This window comes from Agrobacterium sp. SORGH_AS 787 (genome assembly GCF_030819035.1).
GTDB classification, from domain to species: domain Bacteria; phylum Pseudomonadota; class Alphaproteobacteria; order Rhizobiales; family Rhizobiaceae; genus Agrobacterium; species Agrobacterium larrymoorei_B.
Map to the genome: position 1 here is coordinate 1,308,135 of NZ_JAUTBG010000001.1, position 17,068 is coordinate 1,325,202.

The 17,068-nt window shown below is 57.2% G+C and carries 13 protein-coding genes, 1 tRNA gene, 1 pseudogene and 1 riboswitch; of the genes and pseudogenes, 12 read left to right on the plus strand and 3 right to left on the minus strand.

What is annotated here, in order from left to right; all coding sequences use genetic code 11:
- Positions 1 to 76: 76 nt before the first annotated feature.
- The 9 genes and pseudogenes from QE435_RS05715 to QE435_RS05755 all read left to right on the plus strand — a co-directional run.
- Positions 77 to 424, plus strand: a complete 348-nt coding sequence (locus tag QE435_RS05715; RefSeq protein WP_306928748.1) for a hypothetical protein — start codon at positions 77 to 79, stop codon at positions 422 to 424.
- Positions 425 to 910: 486 nt separating this feature from the next.
- Complete coding sequence (locus QE435_RS05720) at positions 911 to 1,417, plus strand: sigma-70 family RNA polymerase sigma factor (protein WP_309769925.1); 507 nt, start codon at positions 911 to 913, stop codon at positions 1,415 to 1,417.
- 3 nt (positions 1,418 to 1,420) lie between these two features.
- The gene (locus tag QE435_RS05725) at positions 1,421 to 2,548 is read left to right on the plus strand and encodes a FecR family protein (protein WP_349040571.1); all 1,128 of its coding nucleotides are present in this window, start codon (positions 1,421 to 1,423) and stop codon (positions 2,546 to 2,548) included.
- Between the two features lie 154 nt (positions 2,549 to 2,702).
- Positions 2,703 to 5,528 (plus strand): TonB-dependent receptor, encoded by a 2,826-nt coding sequence (locus QE435_RS05730; RefSeq protein ID WP_349040572.1) that lies wholly within the window; start codon positions 2,703 to 2,705, stop codon positions 5,526 to 5,528.
- A 526-nt stretch (positions 5,529 to 6,054) separates the two neighbouring features.
- Positions 6,055 to 6,244: riboswitch (cobalamin riboswitch) on the plus strand.
- A gap of 29 nt (positions 6,245 to 6,273) precedes the next feature.
- Entirely contained in the window at positions 6,274 to 7,134 is an 861-nt protein-coding gene (locus QE435_RS05735; protein ID WP_349040573.1) for a (2Fe-2S) ferredoxin domain-containing protein, read from the plus strand.
- A 1-nt stretch (position 7,135) separates the two neighbouring features.
- Positions 7,136 to 8,641, plus strand: a complete 1,506-nt coding sequence (locus QE435_RS05740; RefSeq protein ID WP_349040574.1) for an ABC transporter substrate-binding protein — start codon at positions 7,136 to 7,138, stop codon at positions 8,639 to 8,641.
- A gap of 2 nt (positions 8,642 to 8,643) precedes the next feature.
- Complete coding sequence (locus QE435_RS05745) at positions 8,644 to 9,555, plus strand: ABC transporter permease (protein WP_349040575.1); 912 nt, start codon at positions 8,644 to 8,646, stop codon at positions 9,553 to 9,555.
- Entirely contained in the window at positions 9,552 to 10,346 is a 795-nt protein-coding gene (locus QE435_RS05750; RefSeq protein WP_349040576.1) for an ABC transporter permease, read from the plus strand. Before QE435_RS05745 ends, QE435_RS05750 begins: the two co-directional genes overlap by 4 nt.
- Before the next feature lie 153 nt (positions 10,347 to 10,499).
- Positions 10,500 to 10,689: pseudogene (locus QE435_RS05755) on the plus strand (IS6 family transposase); the annotation flags it as partial.
- Between the two features lie 174 nt (positions 10,690 to 10,863).
- Here the strand turns inward: QE435_RS05755 and QE435_RS05760 are convergent.
- Together QE435_RS05760 and QE435_RS05765 are read right to left on the minus strand one after the other, a co-directional pair.
- A tRNA-Gln gene (locus QE435_RS05760) sits at positions 10,864 to 10,937 on the minus strand.
- 109 nt (positions 10,938 to 11,046) lie between these two features.
- Positions 11,047 to 11,484 (minus strand): Lrp/AsnC family transcriptional regulator, encoded by a 438-nt coding sequence (locus QE435_RS05765; RefSeq protein WP_349040577.1) that lies wholly within the window; start codon positions 11,482 to 11,484, stop codon positions 11,047 to 11,049.
- Between the two features lie 129 nt (positions 11,485 to 11,613).
- Between QE435_RS05765 and rocF the strand changes: the two genes are divergently transcribed.
- Positions 11,614 to 12,534: an arginase gene (gene rocF / locus QE435_RS05770; RefSeq protein WP_349040578.1), complete on the plus strand. Its 921-nt coding sequence runs from the start codon at positions 11,614 to 11,616 to the stop codon at positions 12,532 to 12,534.
- Positions 12,535 to 12,546: 12 nt separating this feature from the next.
- Entirely contained in the window at positions 12,547 to 13,635 is a 1,089-nt protein-coding gene (locus QE435_RS05775; protein WP_349040579.1) for an ornithine cyclodeaminase, read from the plus strand.
- On the opposite strand, the gene QE435_RS05780 is transcribed toward QE435_RS05775, so the two are convergent.
- The gene (locus tag QE435_RS05780; protein WP_349040580.1) at positions 13,630 to 14,514 is read right to left on the minus strand and encodes a DMT family transporter; all 885 of its coding nucleotides are present in this window, start codon (positions 14,512 to 14,514) and stop codon (positions 13,630 to 13,632) included. The genes QE435_RS05775 and QE435_RS05780 overlap by 6 nt on opposite strands.
- A 204-nt stretch (positions 14,515 to 14,718) precedes the next feature.
- On the opposite strand from QE435_RS05780, the gene QE435_RS05785 reads away from it, so the two are divergent.
- Positions 14,719 to 16,995 carry a heavy metal translocating P-type ATPase gene (locus QE435_RS05785; RefSeq protein ID WP_349040581.1) on the plus strand — a complete coding sequence of 759 codons (2,277 nt, stop codon included), beginning with the start codon at positions 14,719 to 14,721 and terminating at the stop codon, positions 16,993 to 16,995.
- Positions 16,996 to 17,068 lie beyond the last annotated feature (73 nt).

Here is a 17,068-nt window from a genome sequence, read left to right on the forward strand (position 1 = left end):
ATTTTACTGTCAACGGCTTCGTATAGCCGGTGGATTCTTTAAGCGAGGATCCCCCCAATTGCATGGGTACATGCAGGTGGGTATGCACGTTGGCATTCGTGTCGAAATGGCCGAGATCCTGCCACCAGCCGCAGCGGTTGCGTTTTCGCAGCAATCCGCTGCGGAGAGAGCACCGTCCGGGGTCGGAAACTCGTACTGTTCCCATACCTTCCTCCCGATGAGCAAAACAGGAAAGGCTCGCTATCAGTGTGGCCAGCAGGCCGGTCGGGATCGGGTGGGGGAAAACGAGATTGTTCGCAGGAGCGTGGAGGTCGGGCCGTGCGACGACATCGGCACCGGTCCGATCCAGAGCAGCTCTCCGCTGAGACCGGCTATCGGTCATGAGGAAGGCTGCAAGCTTCGTGGTCTTGTGGGAACGGATTAATGTTGCGGAATTGTGACACAGGTCTGGGATTCAAACCTGGGGTCTATGCGTGTCATCAGCATTCGCACCGGCCGGTGCTCAACAAAAACAAGAATTTAATACTCAAGTTTTAATTTCCGCCAAGAAATGGGGTGTTTCAGTCCATGACATTCCTGTTGCGCGGCGTCTCCTCGACACTTATCGACGTCCAGCAATCGTGTCGTGCGCTTTTCTTGCAGGCTGCGGCGGGGTCAAGAAGAGAGGCGAGTCGAGAGAGACATCCGTTGTGATCAGGACCCGCTATTCCCCGTGCGGCATAGGGCACTTCGACCAACCGGCTCACCTCTCAGACTAACCGGGCTGGCCTGGAAAATGATGTAGCCATCAGCAAACGGCGAGCGATGCACGTCAGGCTGGACACGAAAAAAAGGGTGCCTGCCGTTGCTTTGTTGCCAGCGGCATCGAGGTTTTCCGGGCAGTGGCTTGGTTGCCTCCGGGAGTGGGATATTGGGCTATTCGGACAGATCGCTGAACCTCTATTTACTGCACCGGGTCGAGCTGATCGATCTCGCATCTGCCATTCTCGGTGACAGGGCTCGCGCAGAGGACATTGTTCAGGAAGCTTTTTTGCGGTGGAATTCAGCCGACGCTCGGCTCCGACCGGAGCAACCAGTTGGTTATCTGAAAAGGATTGTCAGAAATCTTTCTCTGGACGCCCTACGTCGCTGCATGTTCGAAGGCCGGATGTTCGATGCTTCTGCGCTGACCGAAGAAATCGGGGAGACAGCGCCATCTCCTGAACAGATCGCGATCGACCGCGACGAACTCGTCGCTGTCATGAAGGCTCTGGAGGCGCTTCCTCCACGCACTCGTCTTGCTGTGGAGTTATACAGGTTTCAGGGCTGCAAGTTGAAAGATATAGCACTGCGGCTCGATATCTCGGTATCGCTAGCCCATTCTTTGGTCGTTGACGGGTTGGAGGCTTGCCGCCGTCAGGTGGCGAGAACAAAATGATCCGTGACGGGAATAGTTTTAAAAAAAGCCGCGCCCTATACGTTATTTCGAATAGAAGATGGCCTAAAGGGCCGCTGGTTCACTTACGACGAGATCAATAAGCAGGGACCCATCATCATTCAGCACGATAGCGATATTGATAAACGTTCGCGCGAAGCGCTCGAGTGGCTGGTTGCCCTGCGCGAAGAGGATAACGATGAATCCGTTTTGACGCGCTTCCTCGCTTGGAAGACTGCTTCTGCGGAGAACGCGCAGGCTTGGGATAATGCGCAGTGCCTCTGGAACGTTCTTGGTGCCGTGCAGCCGGCGCTCGACGCACCGGCATCCGAAGACGGTTCGCACAGATCGGCTGCTGTCGTAAGGCCTGCTTTTCCAGCCAACTCGCCACGCCGCGTTTGGCAGTTGCGACGTCCCGTTCTGGCGGCGGCTCTCGCTGGTGCGCTGGCCGTGATCACCATCTTGGTCGCACCAACGGCAGGTCTCTGGCTCCGAGCGGATTACCAGACAGGCACGGGCCAAAGCCAGCAGGTTCGTCTTGAAGACGGATCTATCGTGACCCTCGGTGCCGACAGCGCCGTCTCGCTGTCTTTCGCTCAAGGACGGCGCGACGTGCGGCTGCTCGCAGGGGAGGCTTATTTCGAGGTGGCGCACGACCCGTCTCGGCCCTTCACGGTCGACGCTCAAGGTGTTGAAACAACTGTGCTCGGTACCGGTTTCAATATTCGCATGAACAGCGATGGAGTAGCTGTCTCGGTGGCGCATGGTCGTGTGCTGGTGGACTGTCCCGCCTGTGGAAACGGGAAGGCCGGGCCGCCACTCGAAGCAGGTGAATGGCAGCGCGTCGACTGGAAAGGTACGATCGAGCGCGGCACGACCTCGACTTCTGCGGTTGGCGGATGGCGCAACGGCACGCTGATGGTCGAGGACGTTGCTGTCAGTGATGTTATCGATGCGCTGAACCGGTATTACCGTGGCCGCATCATCGTCGCGGCACCTGGCCTGCGCGACAAGCGAGTGACCGGGGTCTACGATCTTGCCGACCCCATCACGGCGCTTCGCGCCGTGGCGCAGTCGCAGGGAGCGAACATCTATACCGCGGGATCGTGGCTCGCCGTCGTCTCCGCTCGATAGGCGTTTGCGCCCGAATTCAGGCTCTTCCACCTGGTTGTTTTCCCCGCACTGCATTTTTTCCTGAAAATTTCGAATGCCCATCCGTTTCTTGTTCAGGAGGTCGACGGCGCTGCCGTCCGCTTACCCTCGGAAGTGCATTAGGGGCGTTCAAAAAATGGCTGAGAAGAGAAACAACAGGACAATTCGCGCGATCTGGACAACGGCGTTGCTGATGGCAACCGCGCTCAATGGTGCTCTTGTGGCGATGACCGGGCACGCCAGGGCGCAGGAGGTGGCAGACGCGCAGAAAGCGTTTGCGATTGCTCCACAGCCACTGGCGAGCGCCCTGACCCTGTTTGGCCAGCAATCTGGACTTCAAATCTCTGTCGATGCGGCAGCGGTGCGCGATCATCGGACCCGCGGGGTACACTCCACTCTCACTGCTGAGAGGGCGCTTGCCGAAATCCTTGCAGGATCGAACCTGACCTACCGTTTCCTGGGTCCTCGTACCGTCATCATCAGCGCTCACGTCGACAGTGGTGCCTCGTCCGCCGAGGGTGCGACAGTTCTTCGCCCCATCGTGATCAAAGGATCCAGAACCCTGGCGGACGATCCTTATCGGACAGCCGGATCCAGCACCTATATTTCCGGGGAGAAGATCGAACGGTTTCGCGGCACCTCCGTGGGCGACATGCTTTCCGGAACACCAGGCGTGCTCAATGGCGATAACCGCAATGGTGCTGCGCTGGACGTAAACATACGCGGCATGCAAGGGCAGGGGCGCGTCCCAGTGGTCGTGGACGGTGCGCAACAAGAAACAACCGTCTATCGGGGATATGCGGGCGTCGCGGGGCGCTCTTTCATAGATCCGGACTTCATTGGCAGTGTCATGGTGGAGAAGGGGCCGAACAGCAGCGCGGATGGAGCAGGTGTGATCGGTGGCGTCGTTCGAATGAATACGATCACGCCCGACGACATTCTCCTTCCCGATAAAAGCTTCGGTGTACGCTTCAAGGGGGGATTCAACTCCAACAGCTCATCCATTCCGCCACTCTACACGACAGGCGGGTTATACGGCCAGCAGGCTTATCCAAGCGCATCGTTGCCCGGCTCGTTTGGGGGATCAGACGGTATGGACAGGCCTGGGTTTTTGGAGCCAACCGGCGGCAACGGCAGTGTTGCCGCTGCCTATCGATCTGAAAACCTCGATATCGTCGCTGGCTTTGCCCGTCGCCAGAACGGTAATTACCACGCCGGCACGAAGGGCGATGTGCCCAGTCCAGTTCTGTTTCCTGATTGCGGCAGGGTCACAGAACAGTTGACTTGCAGTCTCCCTCGACCCGGTTGGACTGCAGTCGGGTTCTCCGGCCTGAACCGGTTCCGTGCGGGAGAGGAGGTTCTCAACACGTCGCAGAGCAACACCTCGACCCTCTTAAAAACCACCGTTCGGTTACCCTACGATCAGAAGATCGATCTCGGCTACATTCATTATGAAAGCCGATATGGAGAGATCATGCCGTCCCAGATCGTATATTCAGGAGATTATGGGGCCTATCAAGCCACGTTGAGCCAAGTGGAGATGGATACGTATACAGCCAAATATGGCTGGAATCCTGAGGATTCAGATCTTGTGAACGTCAAACTGTCTGCATGGATGACGAACGCCGATCTCACAACGCCTATGCAATGGTATTGGCCCGCTGTCGGCACGCCGGCTGATCCCACTTTTGACAACTACTATGGTGCTGCGAACCGGCGCTGGGGCATCAATGCGGAGAATACGTCACGTTTCGACACCGCTTGGGGCGACCTGTCGTTCAACTACGGAGGCTCCTTCACGCACGAGCTTATCGAGCCAGGCGAAGGAGCAAATCTACCGAATGCGCGAGAGGGAAACCGCCGTGAAGCAAGCATCTTCACTTCCGGTGAATGGAAGCCGACGCAATGGCTGACGTTGAACGGTTCTCTCAGATATTCAGAGTTCAAATCGAGAGACACTCGGCCATGGGAAACGACCACCTATCCATTGAGCTACAATGGCCAGGTGCTGAGCTTCAATTCCTCGGCTGAACGGGCTGCATATCGTCGAGCCCATCCCGGCTCGACCAATCTTCTCGCCGTGACCACCTCGAACTCCGGCGTTTATCAATCCTATGAAGATAGCGGCTTTGCTCCCATGGGCAGCGTTATGGTGGAACCCTGGGATGGTATCCAGTTCTACTCGAAATATGCCGAAGCTCTGCGTATGCCCAGCCTTTTCGAGACCACACGAGGATTTTCGTTCTACGGCGGCGATTTTCCACCGGGCCAAGCCAATCCTCTGCGGCCTGAGCACGCTCGGACATGGGAGTTTGGATCTAATGTGATGAGCGACAGCATCTTCACCGCAGGAGACGAACTCAAACTGAAGGCCAGCTATTTCCATAATCGGGTGGACAACTATCTCACCAGATCTCTCAATCAAGGGAGAGCCTATATCGTCAATATCGACTATGCCAAGTTGGAGGGTGTTGAGCTGGCAGCATCCTACGACGCGGGCGACTTTTTTGGCGACCTGTCCTACACCCGTTACCTACGAACAGAGTTCTGCTCTCGTCCCGGACAAGTTTCCGGCACGTCGTATACAGCCCTTTGCTCAAGCGGCGGCGTTGCCAATAGTTATGTCATCAACCAACTTCCACCGAAAGACAGCCTCTCGCTCACTCTTGGCATGCGGGCTCTGGACGAAACTCTTACCTTCGGCGGCAGGTTGAATTACATCGGCAACCGTCCCACGACCGCTTTGGGGGTATCAAACTCCACAGGTGGAAGCCTGACCCATGTGGAGTGGAAACCCTACACCGTGGTTGACCTCTTCGCCAGCTATAAGGTCAACGACAACCTTAAGATCGATGCCGCCATCGATAATGTTGCGGATACCTATTACATGGATACGCTGACGCTCGGACTGATGCCTTCACCGGGTCGAACGTTCCGGCTCAACCTGACCGCAAAATTCTGACTGGTATCACAGCGGCAACCCCGCATCGTTGATGGACAAGGAATGGAGCCTGTCGACGGACGTCGGACTTAGTGGTGCCGGTGCTTGCGGGTCATGGGCACTCTTGAAAGCCCATGATGGCATGCGGAAGCGTTGATAGTCGAAACCGGCTCCGTCCACGCTTGGCCTCGATTCCTTTTTCCAACGTGGCGAATTTCGAGCTTGCCGTCGCAATGACTTTATCATAAATGGTATAACATTACATATCGGCTGGATGAGAATTCGTGTGACTTAAAATGAAGAAACCCACCTCGGTGCACTGCCTCGAATGCCAGAATTTGACGAAGAAACCTCCAGTGCTGTCCCGCCCAAGATCATCGTGTCGAGGGGGTGCGGTAAATTCACTCTAAGGGACGTTCGTACAGATATTTGAGCTTCAGCGTCGTGCGCCGGTCTGCAAATGATCAATGGAAATCCTTTTTCATCGCAAGTTGGTCCGCCACACTTTTGCGATGGTGTTGCGCCGTTGACAGGAATGGCGCGCCATGTAGATTTGGCCAGTCATGGTTCTTTCACCTCGGTGGAAGCTAAGAGGGAATTCGGTGCAAAACCGGAGCTGTCCCGCAACTGTAAGCGGCGAGCCGTTTGTCCGATATGTCACTGGCAGAATTGCCGGGAAGACGGAAAACGGCATTGACCCGCGAGCCAGGAGACCTGCCTGACGATATATAATTCCGTGGTCGGGGTGTGCCACAGGAATGATTGTGTGCTGACGGTGTGGTCAGATGCGCCATCATTTTTGCTGCCTCCTCCAATTGAGATTCAGGCAGTGCGCAGCGAACAACAGCATCCAGATCGACCAGCAAGGCGCGGAATTCTCCTGATTGCAAAATCCGCCTTTGCGGCCGCGCCCCATAGGGAAATGCAGCGACTGGCAGCGCAACTGGGCGAGTTATGCCCCGAGGACGTCGTCAGTTTTGCATTTACCGAACAAGGTACGCCCTCATTCTTCGAAGGGTTGGTTGCCCTGGTGGCCCGAAACCTTAACCACATCATCATCCTTCCGTTGATTTTGCCGATGGAACCCAGCTTTTTCCGATGGTTAGACAAATCGATAAAGCGCTGGCGAGGCTCCGGGGAACAGCCATGGCCTGGGGTATCGATCACTCAAGACATCGCCTCCTCTCCCTTCATGTTACCGCTAGTTGCTGATCTTCTGAGGGAGCCGAAAATCGTTGAGAGTGCCGAAGGAAAAGCTGTTGCTCTCGAGGGAACGATCGTGCCGCAGCAGCGGTACCGTGTTCTCGTTTGCTCTGGTGCAACGTGCAACAGCGCAGGTGCCGATACGATCTGGAACCATCTACGCAATCAGCAGGAACGTCAGAAACTGCGCATTGTCGGCGAAGGCACTATGACGGCGAAGTCGACGTGCCTCGGGCCCTGCAGTCTGGCACCGGTATTACAGGTGTTTCCAGAGGGTACCTATTACGGCGGTGTGACCGAGCAGGCCGTGGATGACATCATATCCTGCCATTTACTCGGCGGCCGTGTGGTCGAGACTTATGCGTATCACCCCACAGGCCACAAGCAGCGCCTGAAAAATCCCCAAATTGATCCGAGGAGATAAGATGTTATCCAGATTCACGTCCTGCGTTGCTTTTGCTGGGCTCGCCGCCGTTGGCATAATGGCAGCGGCTTCAACTGCCGTCGCTGCGGACTCACTCCATGTTGGTGCGACCTACATCACCAGTGGCACTGATCCGGCCAAAGGTTCGAACGGTTGGGCATTGACGAGTCATGGTGTTGGCGAAAATCTGTTTACCGTCGACCGCGACGGCAAACTGGTTCCGGAACTGGCTGAAAGTGCCAAGCGCGACGACGATTTTACGTGGACGATAGAGCTTAGGCCAGGCCGCATGTTTTCTGATGGATCTGCTGTTACGGCAAAGGCTCTGGCAACTGGTTTTGAGAACACGTTTGCGAAAAACAAAGCCGCCCTTGCCACTGGTGGGAAGCTAAGCTTCGAAGCGGTCAACGACTTAACGCTCAAGGTAAAAACGGAAAAACCGATACCCTACATCCCTGCTCTGTTTGCGGAGTGGCCGATGGTTGCTTACACACTCTCGGCGAATGGTGAGGCAACGTTCACCGGCCCCTACAAAATCGCTGCCTTTAAAAGTGACGCTTCCATTACACTCGAGCCGAACACCTATTTTCCCGGTTCAGACAAACGTTCGCAAGTTGAGTTCCGAAAGTTCGGGGATGCGCAGAGTATGACGCTGGCGCTGGAAGCGGGAGAGTTGGATCTCGCTTTCGGACTGCCATCAGAGGTCGTCAGCCGACTGAAAAACAATCCCGATCTGACTATCAAATCCTTTCCGGTTGGATATCAATATCTGGCATTGCTCAACACAACCCGCCCACTGTTGAGAGACGTCAGGATACGTCAGGCGCTTGATCTGACGTTTGACCGACGTGAATTGGCGGCGGCCATCAACGGCGGAGAGCCAGCGACGGGCGCTTATGCCCCATACTTCTCGTTTGCTGGCAAAGATGCCCGCGTGACAGACTTAAACCATGCGGCAAGGCTGTTTGAGGAAGCGGGATGGAAAAAGGGCGCCACCGGTGTCCTTGAAAAGGATGGACAGCCGCTGCGCCTGCTGGCGATCACCTATCCGCAACGTCCCGATCTCGTTACGATGCTTCCCGTCGTGAAGGCCGAACTCGCCAGAGTGGGTGTTGAACTCGACACACAGGTGGTCGAAAACATCCAGCAGGTCGCCGCCGCTGGTGACTTCGATATCGCACTTTGGGCGCAACACACGGCGCCAAGCGGTGATCCGGCCTTCTTCATGAATTCGATGCTGCGCAGTGGCGCTTCGCTGAATTATGCCAAATACGCATCGCCGGAGTTTGACGCCATCGTCGATCGCTTCGCGTCGGAAAGCAACCCGGAGACCCGCGCCAGCATTGCGCTTCAAGCGCAGCAAAAATTGTTTCAGGAGGTGCCTGTCTCATTTCTCGTGTCACCGATATGGCATGTTGGACTCTCGAAATGGCTCCAAGGATATGAACCTTGGGGATCGGATTACCACGTCCTGCGAGCAGATATAGGCGAAGCGAAGAGCGAGTGAATTTGACTTGGCCCCTTATCAGATCGGTCATCGGGCTGGTGGCGATTTCATTCGCCGCCTTCACGGTTATCGCCATGATGCCATCTGATCCCGTCTCCATTGCCATACACCTTTGGAATCTTCCGGCAACAGAAGCCACATATGCTGCTCTGCGCGCCGAATGGGGGCTGGATCAACCTATTCCGTTCCGTTACCTCCATTGGCTGTCGAATTTCCTCACAGGCGACTGGGGCCGGTCCTTTCGCACCGGGGAGCCGGTATTGCGAGAATTTGCTGAGCGTCTGCCATTATCGCTCTTCATGGGCCTGTCCGGCCTTTTACTGGCCGTGATCCTTGCCATTCCGCTTGGCTTCTTTGCCGCTGCTTCCCCCGGGGGAGCCGTAGACAAATTTAGCCGCGCTCTATCCGTTTTCGTACAGGCAGTGCCGGGTTTCTGGTCAGGATTGATCTTGCTATGGGTGCTGGGAGTGCAGTTGAAGTGGATAAAACCGTTTTCCAACGATGCAACCTCACTGATCCTGCCGGTGTTGCTCATTGCACTTCATTCGGTTGCCACGCTGGCACGCGTCTACCGCCACGACCTTATAGCGACTACACGGTCGCCCCACTTCGTCACAGCGCTGGCGAAGGGTCTTTCCCAAGGTGCTGCGTTGTGGCGCCATGGTCACCAGAGCGCACTATACGCGCTGCTTGCAGCCGTCCGTTCTGAAGCTGGGTGGGTGGTAGGATCGACGGCCACGATGGAGATCTTGTTCGGCCTTCCGGGGATCAGCCAGTTTCTGGTTCAGAGTATAGCGGCTCGGGACCAGATGGTCCTGCAGGCTTATGTGATGGTCATCGCGCTGTGGATGCTATTGTTGAACGCAGCAGCCCAGCTTGTCATGTATCATCTCGATCCGAGAGCTCGTTTATGATCCGCTACGGATTGCTGCTCCTGGTTTTTGCGTTTCTGATCGCCGGTGGCATATGGCAACCGCATGATCCGAACGCGGTCAGTCTTCTGGACCGCTACGCGTCTGGTAGTAGCCAGCATTTTCTAGGAACAGATCAACTGGGGCGTGATCTGCTTTCCCGCGTTCTGGTCGGTGGGTGGAGAACCGGTTGTGTGATCTTCGCCGTCTGCTCGATAGGCTTTGTCGCGGGCAGTTTTCTAGGCACGTCTGCTGCCGTGCTGGGTGGCTGGGCAGAAGCCTTGATCTTGCGTAGTTGCGAGTTTTTCGTGCTGGTGCCGACGCTGATCATCGCGCTGGTTGCCGCAGCGCTTTTCGGCCTCTCCCCCATGAGCGCGGGGCTTGCGCTCGGGCTTGCCGCGATTGGGCCCCATTCTCTGCTTGCTCATTCTTTGACAAAACGCGTCTTAGGGCAGCCATTTATTACCGCAGCCCATAGTCTTGGTGTGTCACCCGTTAGAATGATGACTCAACACGTGCTGCCCAATACGTTGCCTTTGATGGTGACCTATGCGGGAAATCAAGCTGGTCTAGCCATCGTCTCATATGCTTCGCTGGCATTCATCGGCCTCGGATCGGATCCATCGAAGCCCGATTGGGGTTCCATGCTCTTTGAATACCGCGCCTTTATCTTCGATCATCCTCGACTTATGTTCTGGCCAGGGGCAGCAATTGCTTTGACGACTTTCACCTTGGGTGTGATGCTCGATAGAGAGGAGTTGGCGCATGTCCGAAAAAAGGGAATATCCTTATAATAATTAAAGGTTGCGCTTAATCGCCAGCGAGCTTCGCCCATGGGTGTTGAAGGACGCCTGTGACGAGGCCATTGGTTCGATCCGCTGCAAAGCAATGGCTTTGGCGCTCCGTCGATGAGGCCAGTTTCATGCTGGAGGTTTTGGGGCAAATTCGCTGCGAAAGCAGAGATCATGCTTGGTGTCGGAAACCGCTCGCATAAAGGCTTGAACAAGCGGGCCGGAGAATTCCCACCAGCCACTCCGATGGCGAGAACGGATTATGAAGCGCTTCACGCTACAACACCATTGGCATTGCTTCGTCTCCATTCACAATTCGATTGCCAACCTGTTCCCAATCCCCCGCGCGACATCTCCTCCAGCCATCACCTCAAATTTACGATATACTGGAGGCAACCTTAAGGCGACGTCTCGTGGGCATCACCTGTGGGCTAAAGTTCTGGGCATCAGGTCGCCAATGATGCCAAAACGATATCCGGCACGACTGGAAAATCAGGAATTAAGGGCAGTTAGGGAGAATTGGCTGGGGAACCTGGATTCGAACCAAGATCGACGGAGTCAGAGTCCGCTGTTCTACCATTGAACTATTCCCCAATCCGAGAAGCGCCGGGCGCTTTCGTTTGGTGGGTCGTCATATAGATGATTTGGTTGGCTATGCAAGCTGAAAAATGCATTTTTTCCAAAGCTTGTTTGTCGGTTCAGGTCAAAGCCTTGCTTTGGTGGATCTCTGTGTGGAGAGGATCAGGCTGGTTTCGCTGCCGGTGATGCCGGGGACGAGGCGGATGCGGCGCAGTACCGCGTCGAATTCGGTCAGCGTTGCGGCGCTCAGTTCGACGATCAGGTCCCAGCGGCCGTTGGTGGAGTGGATTTCGGAGACCTCCGAAATGCCGCCGAGGGCGCGGATGACGCGGTCGGTGACGTGGCCTTCGATCTCGATCATCATGATGCCGCGTATTGCGTTCTCGACCGCGTCGGCGCGCAGGATGACGGTGTAGCCGATGATCGTGCCGTTTTTCTCCAGCTTTTCCATGCGGGCGCGGATCGTGGCGCGGGACGCGCCGGTTTCGATCGCAAGGTCCGATATGCTTCTTCGCCCATTATGGCGCAGAAGGGTGATGAGCTTTTCGTCAAGTTGATCCATCGAAAACCAAATTGGTAGGGCTATTGATCAGAATGATAAGCTTGATGGGAAAATTTGCCAATCCTTACCATTCAATCTGCCATCTGAATGTGGTGTCATGATCAAAAATCGGGAACTGGAGATGACGTGATGGACTGCAAGTTGATCGGTGTTCCGTTGCAGATCGGGGCAGGGCAGCTCGGATGCGAGATGGGGCCCAGCGCTCTCAGGGTTGCAGGGCTGAAGGGGGCGCTTGAAGAGTTGGGGCATCATGTCCGCGATCTCGGCAATGTGTCGCCAGCGCCTTTTCGCGATCTCCAGCATCCGAACGCGGCGGTGCATCACCTTCCTGAAACGGTCGCCTGGACCGAAACCTTGATCGAGACAGCCTATCTCGAAAGCGCGGATGCCATGCCGATCTTCCTTGGCGGGGACCACGCACTGTCCGCGGGCACCGTTGCCGGGCTGTCTCGTCGGGCTGCCGAGCAGGGACGACCACTTTTCGTGCTTTGGCTGGATGCCCACACTGATTTTCACACGCTTGAGACGACGAAGAGCGGTAATTTGCATGGCACGCCGGTCGCCTATTACACGGGGAGAAGTGGCTTCGCGGGTTACTTCCCGCCGCTTGCGCATCCTGTCGATCCGAACAATGTCTGCATGATCGGTATTCGCAGCGTCGATCCGGCGGAGCGTGCGGCGCTTAGCGGTTCCGGTATCACCGTGCATGATATGCGCATGATCGATGAGCATGGCGTGGCCGTGCTGTTGCGGGAGTTCCTGGCAAGGGTGGAGGCGGCCAACGGGCTGCTGCATGTCAGCTTCGATGTCGATTTTCTCGATCCGTCGATTGCACCGGCTGTCGGTACCACCGTGCCAGGCGGCGCCACCTTCCGTGAGGCGCATCTGGTGATGGAGATGCTGCATGACAGCGGCCTCGTCAGTAGCCTCGATCTGGTGGAGCTGAACCCGTTCCTCGATGAACGTGGACGCACCGCAACGCTGATGGTGGATCTGACTGCAAGCCTGATGGGCAAGCGCGTTCTCGACCGCCCAACGCGCGCAGGCTGAGGAGGAAAGATCATGACAGCGATTGCAAAACTGAACGTCGTTCCCTTCGTCAGCGTCGATCATATGATGAAGCTGGTGCTGAAGGTTGGCATCGACACGTTCCTGCGTGAACTTGCGGACGTGATCGAAGAGGATTTTCTGCGCTGGGAGAGCTTCGACAAGACGCCGCGCGTCGCCTCCCACTCGCATGAGGGGGTGATCGAGTTGATGCCGACAAGTGACGGCACGCTTTACGGATTCAAATATGTGAACGGGCATCCGAAGAACACCCGCGATGGCCGGCAGACGGTAACGGCTTTCGGCGTTCTGTCCGATGTCGGCAACGGCTATCCGATGCTGCTGTCCGAGATGACGATCCTGACGGCGCTCAGGACCGCTGCCACCTCTGCCGTTGCCGCGAAGCATTTGGCAAGGGCGGATGCACGTTCCATGGCGATCATCGGCAATGGGGCGCAGAGCGAGTTCCAGGCGCAGGCATTCAAAGCGATCCTCGGTGTCGATCAGTTGCGGCTTTACGATATCGATCCGCTGGCTAGCCGTAAATGCGAGGCAAACTTACGCGGGCTCGGCTTTTCCATCACCATCTGCGACAGCGCTGAACAGGCGGTCGAGGGTGCCGATATCATCACCACCGTCACCGCAGACAAGCAATATGCCACGATCCTGACCGACAACATGGTCGGCCCCGGCGTTCACATCAACGCCGTCGGCGGCGATTGCCCCGGCAAGACCGAACTGCATCGCGACATCCTGCTGCGCTCGGATATTTTCGTCGAATACCCGCCGCAGACGCGGATCGAAGGGGAGATCCAGCAGTTGGATGCAGACCATCCGGTCATCGAGTTGTGGCAGGTCATGGCTGGCAAGGTCGCCGGACGGTCGAGCGAGCGGCAGATCACGCTGTTCGACAGTGTGGGCTTCGCCATCGAGGATTTTTCGGCGCTGCGCTACGTGCGCTCCAAGCTGATGGAAACGGGTCTGTTCGAGGAACTCGATCTTCTGGCCGATCCGGATGAGCCGCGCGATCTTTATGGCATGCTGCTTCGATGCGAGGCGGCGATGTCTGCTGCCGACGCTGAGAGTCGGATCGCGCTGTCATAATCCTTGAAGTCGGCGTCTTCTGGCGGTGAGTTGCTCGCGCCAGATGGTGAAGAGACCGGCTGCGATGACGATAGCCGCGCCAATCACCATATGGGCGGTGAGCACTTCACCATAGATCGTGACGCCGACGATGGAGACTAGCACCAGCTGATAGTAGGAAAAGGGCTGGACAGAGGCCGCATCCGCCAGCTCGAAAGCGCGGATCAACAGGTAATGGCCGCTCATGCCGGTGATGCAGAGCGCCAGCATCCACAGCCAGTCATGCGGCGCCATGTTGACCCAGTAGAACGGGCCGATCAGTGTCAGCGCGGCGGCGCCAGCAACACCGGTGTAAAAGAAACTGGTCATGGCCGTATCGGTGCGGCTGGCCAGCCTTGTCATCACGCCATAAAGCGCCAGCATGAAGGCTGCGACGAAGGTCAACAGGAATGTCAGATCGAAGCCCGTTTCACCTGGGTTGATGATGATCAGTACGCCGATGAAGCCGACGAGGATGGCGCACCAACGCCGCCAGCCGACCTTCTCCCCAAGCATTGGAACAGAGAGTGCCGCGACGATCAATGGGATGCAGGCGAAGATGGAATGTGTGTGGGCGAGACCCACCAGCCTGAACGAGAAAATTGAGAGAACAATCTGAGCCGCAAGCAGCACGCCGCGGCTGATCTGCAGCAAGAGCCGCTTGGAGCGCATCGTTGCCTTCAGCCCGTCGTGAGAGCGTGCGGCGAGGATAATCGCAAAGACGGCAAAGGCCCAGTAGCGCAGCATCACGATGAAGACGGGCGGGTAGTACTGGCCGAGATGCTTGGAAATGCCATCCTGTACGGCAAATATGGAAAACGCCCCAAGGGCGTAGAGAAGTCCGGTGGATTGGCTGGGCATCGCTCTCTCTCGGCATATCGGCGGGGGAGGGCATGCCGATAATCTGACAATGGGCAATTATGCGAAAAATGCCCGAAGCGAAAGGCCGGATCAAAACGCTTCCGTTCCTGCGTCCGAATAATTCCAACCCATACGTCGTTTTTGCCCTTGTAGCTCTAGTTACTAGAGGTCGTAGAACCTCTGCAGTATCAAGAGGACTGTCAGATGAGCACGGATTTACAGACCAGATTTCGGGTTGGCGGCATGGATTGCGCATCCTGCGCCAGTAAGATCGACACTGCCGTTCGGCGCATGCCGGGCGTGGAGGACGTCTCTGTCTCTGTGACTGCCGGAACCATGAGCATCCGTCACGATCAGACAAGCGATCTTGACGCCATCGGTAAAAAGGTTCGTGGCCTTGGCTACTCGGTTGAGCGATTGGCGGGGCGTCAGGCCGGCAACCCGACATCGGCAAACCAAGGTGGGACGTGCTGTGGCGGTCATGCGCATAATCATGCGGACGGAGAAGGCCATAGGCATTCTCACCACGACCACGACAATCATACGCATGGCGATCACGATCATGGCAACGGTGCTGTCGCTGTCGAACGATTGCATGGCCATGACCATGGACCGAGCGACGGTCCATGGTGGAAAAGCAAGAAGGGCCGTGCGACGTTGTTGGCTGGCGCAGCTTTGGTGGTTGCCTATTCGATCGGTCACCTCGTGCCGTCCGTCCAGCTTTATGTTTTTGCCATCGCCATGCTGGTCGGTTTGGTGCCGATCGCGCGCCGAGCCATCATGGCGGCGCTGGCGGGTACTCCCTTTTCCATCGAAATGTTGATGACCATCGCCGCGATTGGTGCGCTGGCAATCAGAGCCACGGAAGAAGCCGCTGCCGTTGTCTTCCTTTTTCTGGTGGGCGAATTGCTGGAAGGCGTGGCGGCCGGAAAGGCGCGGGACAGCATCAAATCGCTCGCCGCCCTCGTACCGAAGACCGCGCTGCTGGAAGAGGCGGGGCAAACCAGTGAAGTGCCCGCCGAAAGTCTTCAGATCGGCACCGTCATCCTGGTTCGCCCGGGCGATCGCATATCGGCAGATGGTGTTATCGTTTCGGGCGAAAGCGCCATCAACGAGGCGCCGGTGACCGGCGAAAGCGTGCCTGTCCAGAAGAATGCCGGCGACAGCGTGTTTGCTGGAACGGTGAATGGCGATGCCGCATTGCGGGTGCGTGTCACGGCGGCCGCTGCCGACAATACGATTGCCCGTGTCGTGAAACTGGTGGAGGAAGCGCAGGAAAGCAAAGCGCCTACCGAACGCTTCATCGATCGCTTCTCGAAATATTACACGCCGGGCGTGGTGGCCGTCGCAGCACTCGTGGCGCTCGTGCCGCCGCTTCTCTGGGGGGCGAATTGGGACGAGTGGATCTACAAGGGCCTTGCCATTCTGCTGATCGGCTGCCCATGCGCGCTGGTCATCTCCACCCCTGCCGCCATCGCTGCCTCGCTTTCGGCGGGTGCGCGCAGAGGCCTGTTGTTGAAAGGCGGCGCGGTGTTGGAAGGCCTTGGCCGGCTGACGGCGGTGGCGCTGGACAAGACCGGCACGCTGACCGAGGGCAAGCCGAAGGTGACGGATATCGTCTCCTTTGGTTCGCCGGCGCTGGAAGTGCTGCGTCTGGCAGCCGCGCTTGAGACCGGTTCCAGCCATCCGCTTGCGCTTGCTATTCTGGAGATGGCATCGGAAGACCAGGTCGTCGTGCCTACCGCAAGCGATGCCAAGGCACTCGGCGGTAAAGGCGTTTCTGCTACAGTCGGTGGGCAGCCGGTCTTTCTCGGTTCGGCGAAAGCTGCTCTCGCTATGGTCGATATCCCGGCTGCGGATCAGTCCACCCTCGGTGCGCTCAATGATGAAGGCAAGACGGTGTCGGTTCTCGTGGTGGACGGTAAGCTTGCCGGTGCCATCGCCATGCGCGATGAGCCGCGTGCGGATGCAGCCGAAGGACTGAAAGCGCTGAAGGATAAGGGCGTCAGGATCGTGATGTTGACCGGCGATAATGCCCGCACGGCAAGCGCCATCGGCAAGACGCTCGGCATCGAGGTGCGTGCAGACCTTCTGCCGGAAGACAAGCAGCGCATCGTCGGCGAACTGAAACAACAGGGTTTCGTCGTCGGCAAGGTTGGGGATGGCATCAATGACGCGCCCGCTCTCGCCGCTGCCGATGTGGGGATCGCCATGGGCGGTGGAACGGATGTGGCGCTGGAAACGGCGGATGCGGCCATCCTGCATGGACGCGTCGGCGATGTCGCCAGGATGATAGATCTGTCCAAGCGAACGATGCGCAATATTTATCAGAACATTGCGATCTCGCTTGGTCTGAAGGCTGTCTTTCTCGTCACCACCATTATCGGTGTCACGGGTCTCTGGCCCGCAATCCTGGCAGACACAGGCGCCACGGTGCTTGTGACCATGAACGCGTTACGGTTGCTGAGGACAGTAAAGTAGGGCGGCCGCGCTGCCGGGCGCGGATGTCCCAGGCGAAACGGTTACGAGACGATGACAAGGAAACGAGGGATCT

What these genes read in the sequence shown, in the direction of transcription:
- QE435_RS05780 (WP_349040580.1), bottom strand. Translation starts at nt 14,514, where the DNA reads ATGCCCAGCCAATCCACCGGACTTCTCTACGCCCTTGGGGCGTTTTCC.
- QE435_RS05740 (WP_349040574.1), top strand. Translation starts at nt 7,136, where the DNA reads ATGTTATCCAGATTCACGTCCTGCGTTGCTTTTGCTGGGCTCGCCGCC.
- QE435_RS05775 (WP_349040579.1), top strand. Translation starts at nt 12,547, where the DNA reads ATGACAGCGATTGCAAAACTGAACGTCGTTCCCTTCGTCAGCGTCGAT.
- QE435_RS05730 (WP_349040572.1), top strand. Translation starts at nt 2,703, where the DNA reads ATGGCTGAGAAGAGAAACAACAGGACAATTCGCGCGATCTGGACAACG.
- QE435_RS05785 (WP_349040581.1), top strand. Translation starts at nt 14,719, where the DNA reads ATGAGCACGGATTTACAGACCAGATTTCGGGTTGGCGGCATGGATTGC.
- rocF (WP_349040578.1), top strand. Translation starts at nt 11,614, where the DNA reads ATGGACTGCAAGTTGATCGGTGTTCCGTTGCAGATCGGGGCAGGGCAG.
- QE435_RS05750 (WP_349040576.1), top strand. Translation starts at nt 9,552, where the DNA reads ATGATCCGCTACGGATTGCTGCTCCTGGTTTTTGCGTTTCTGATCGCC.
- QE435_RS05765 (WP_349040577.1), bottom strand. Translation starts at nt 11,484, where the DNA reads ATGGATCAACTTGACGAAAAGCTCATCACCCTTCTGCGCCATAATGGG.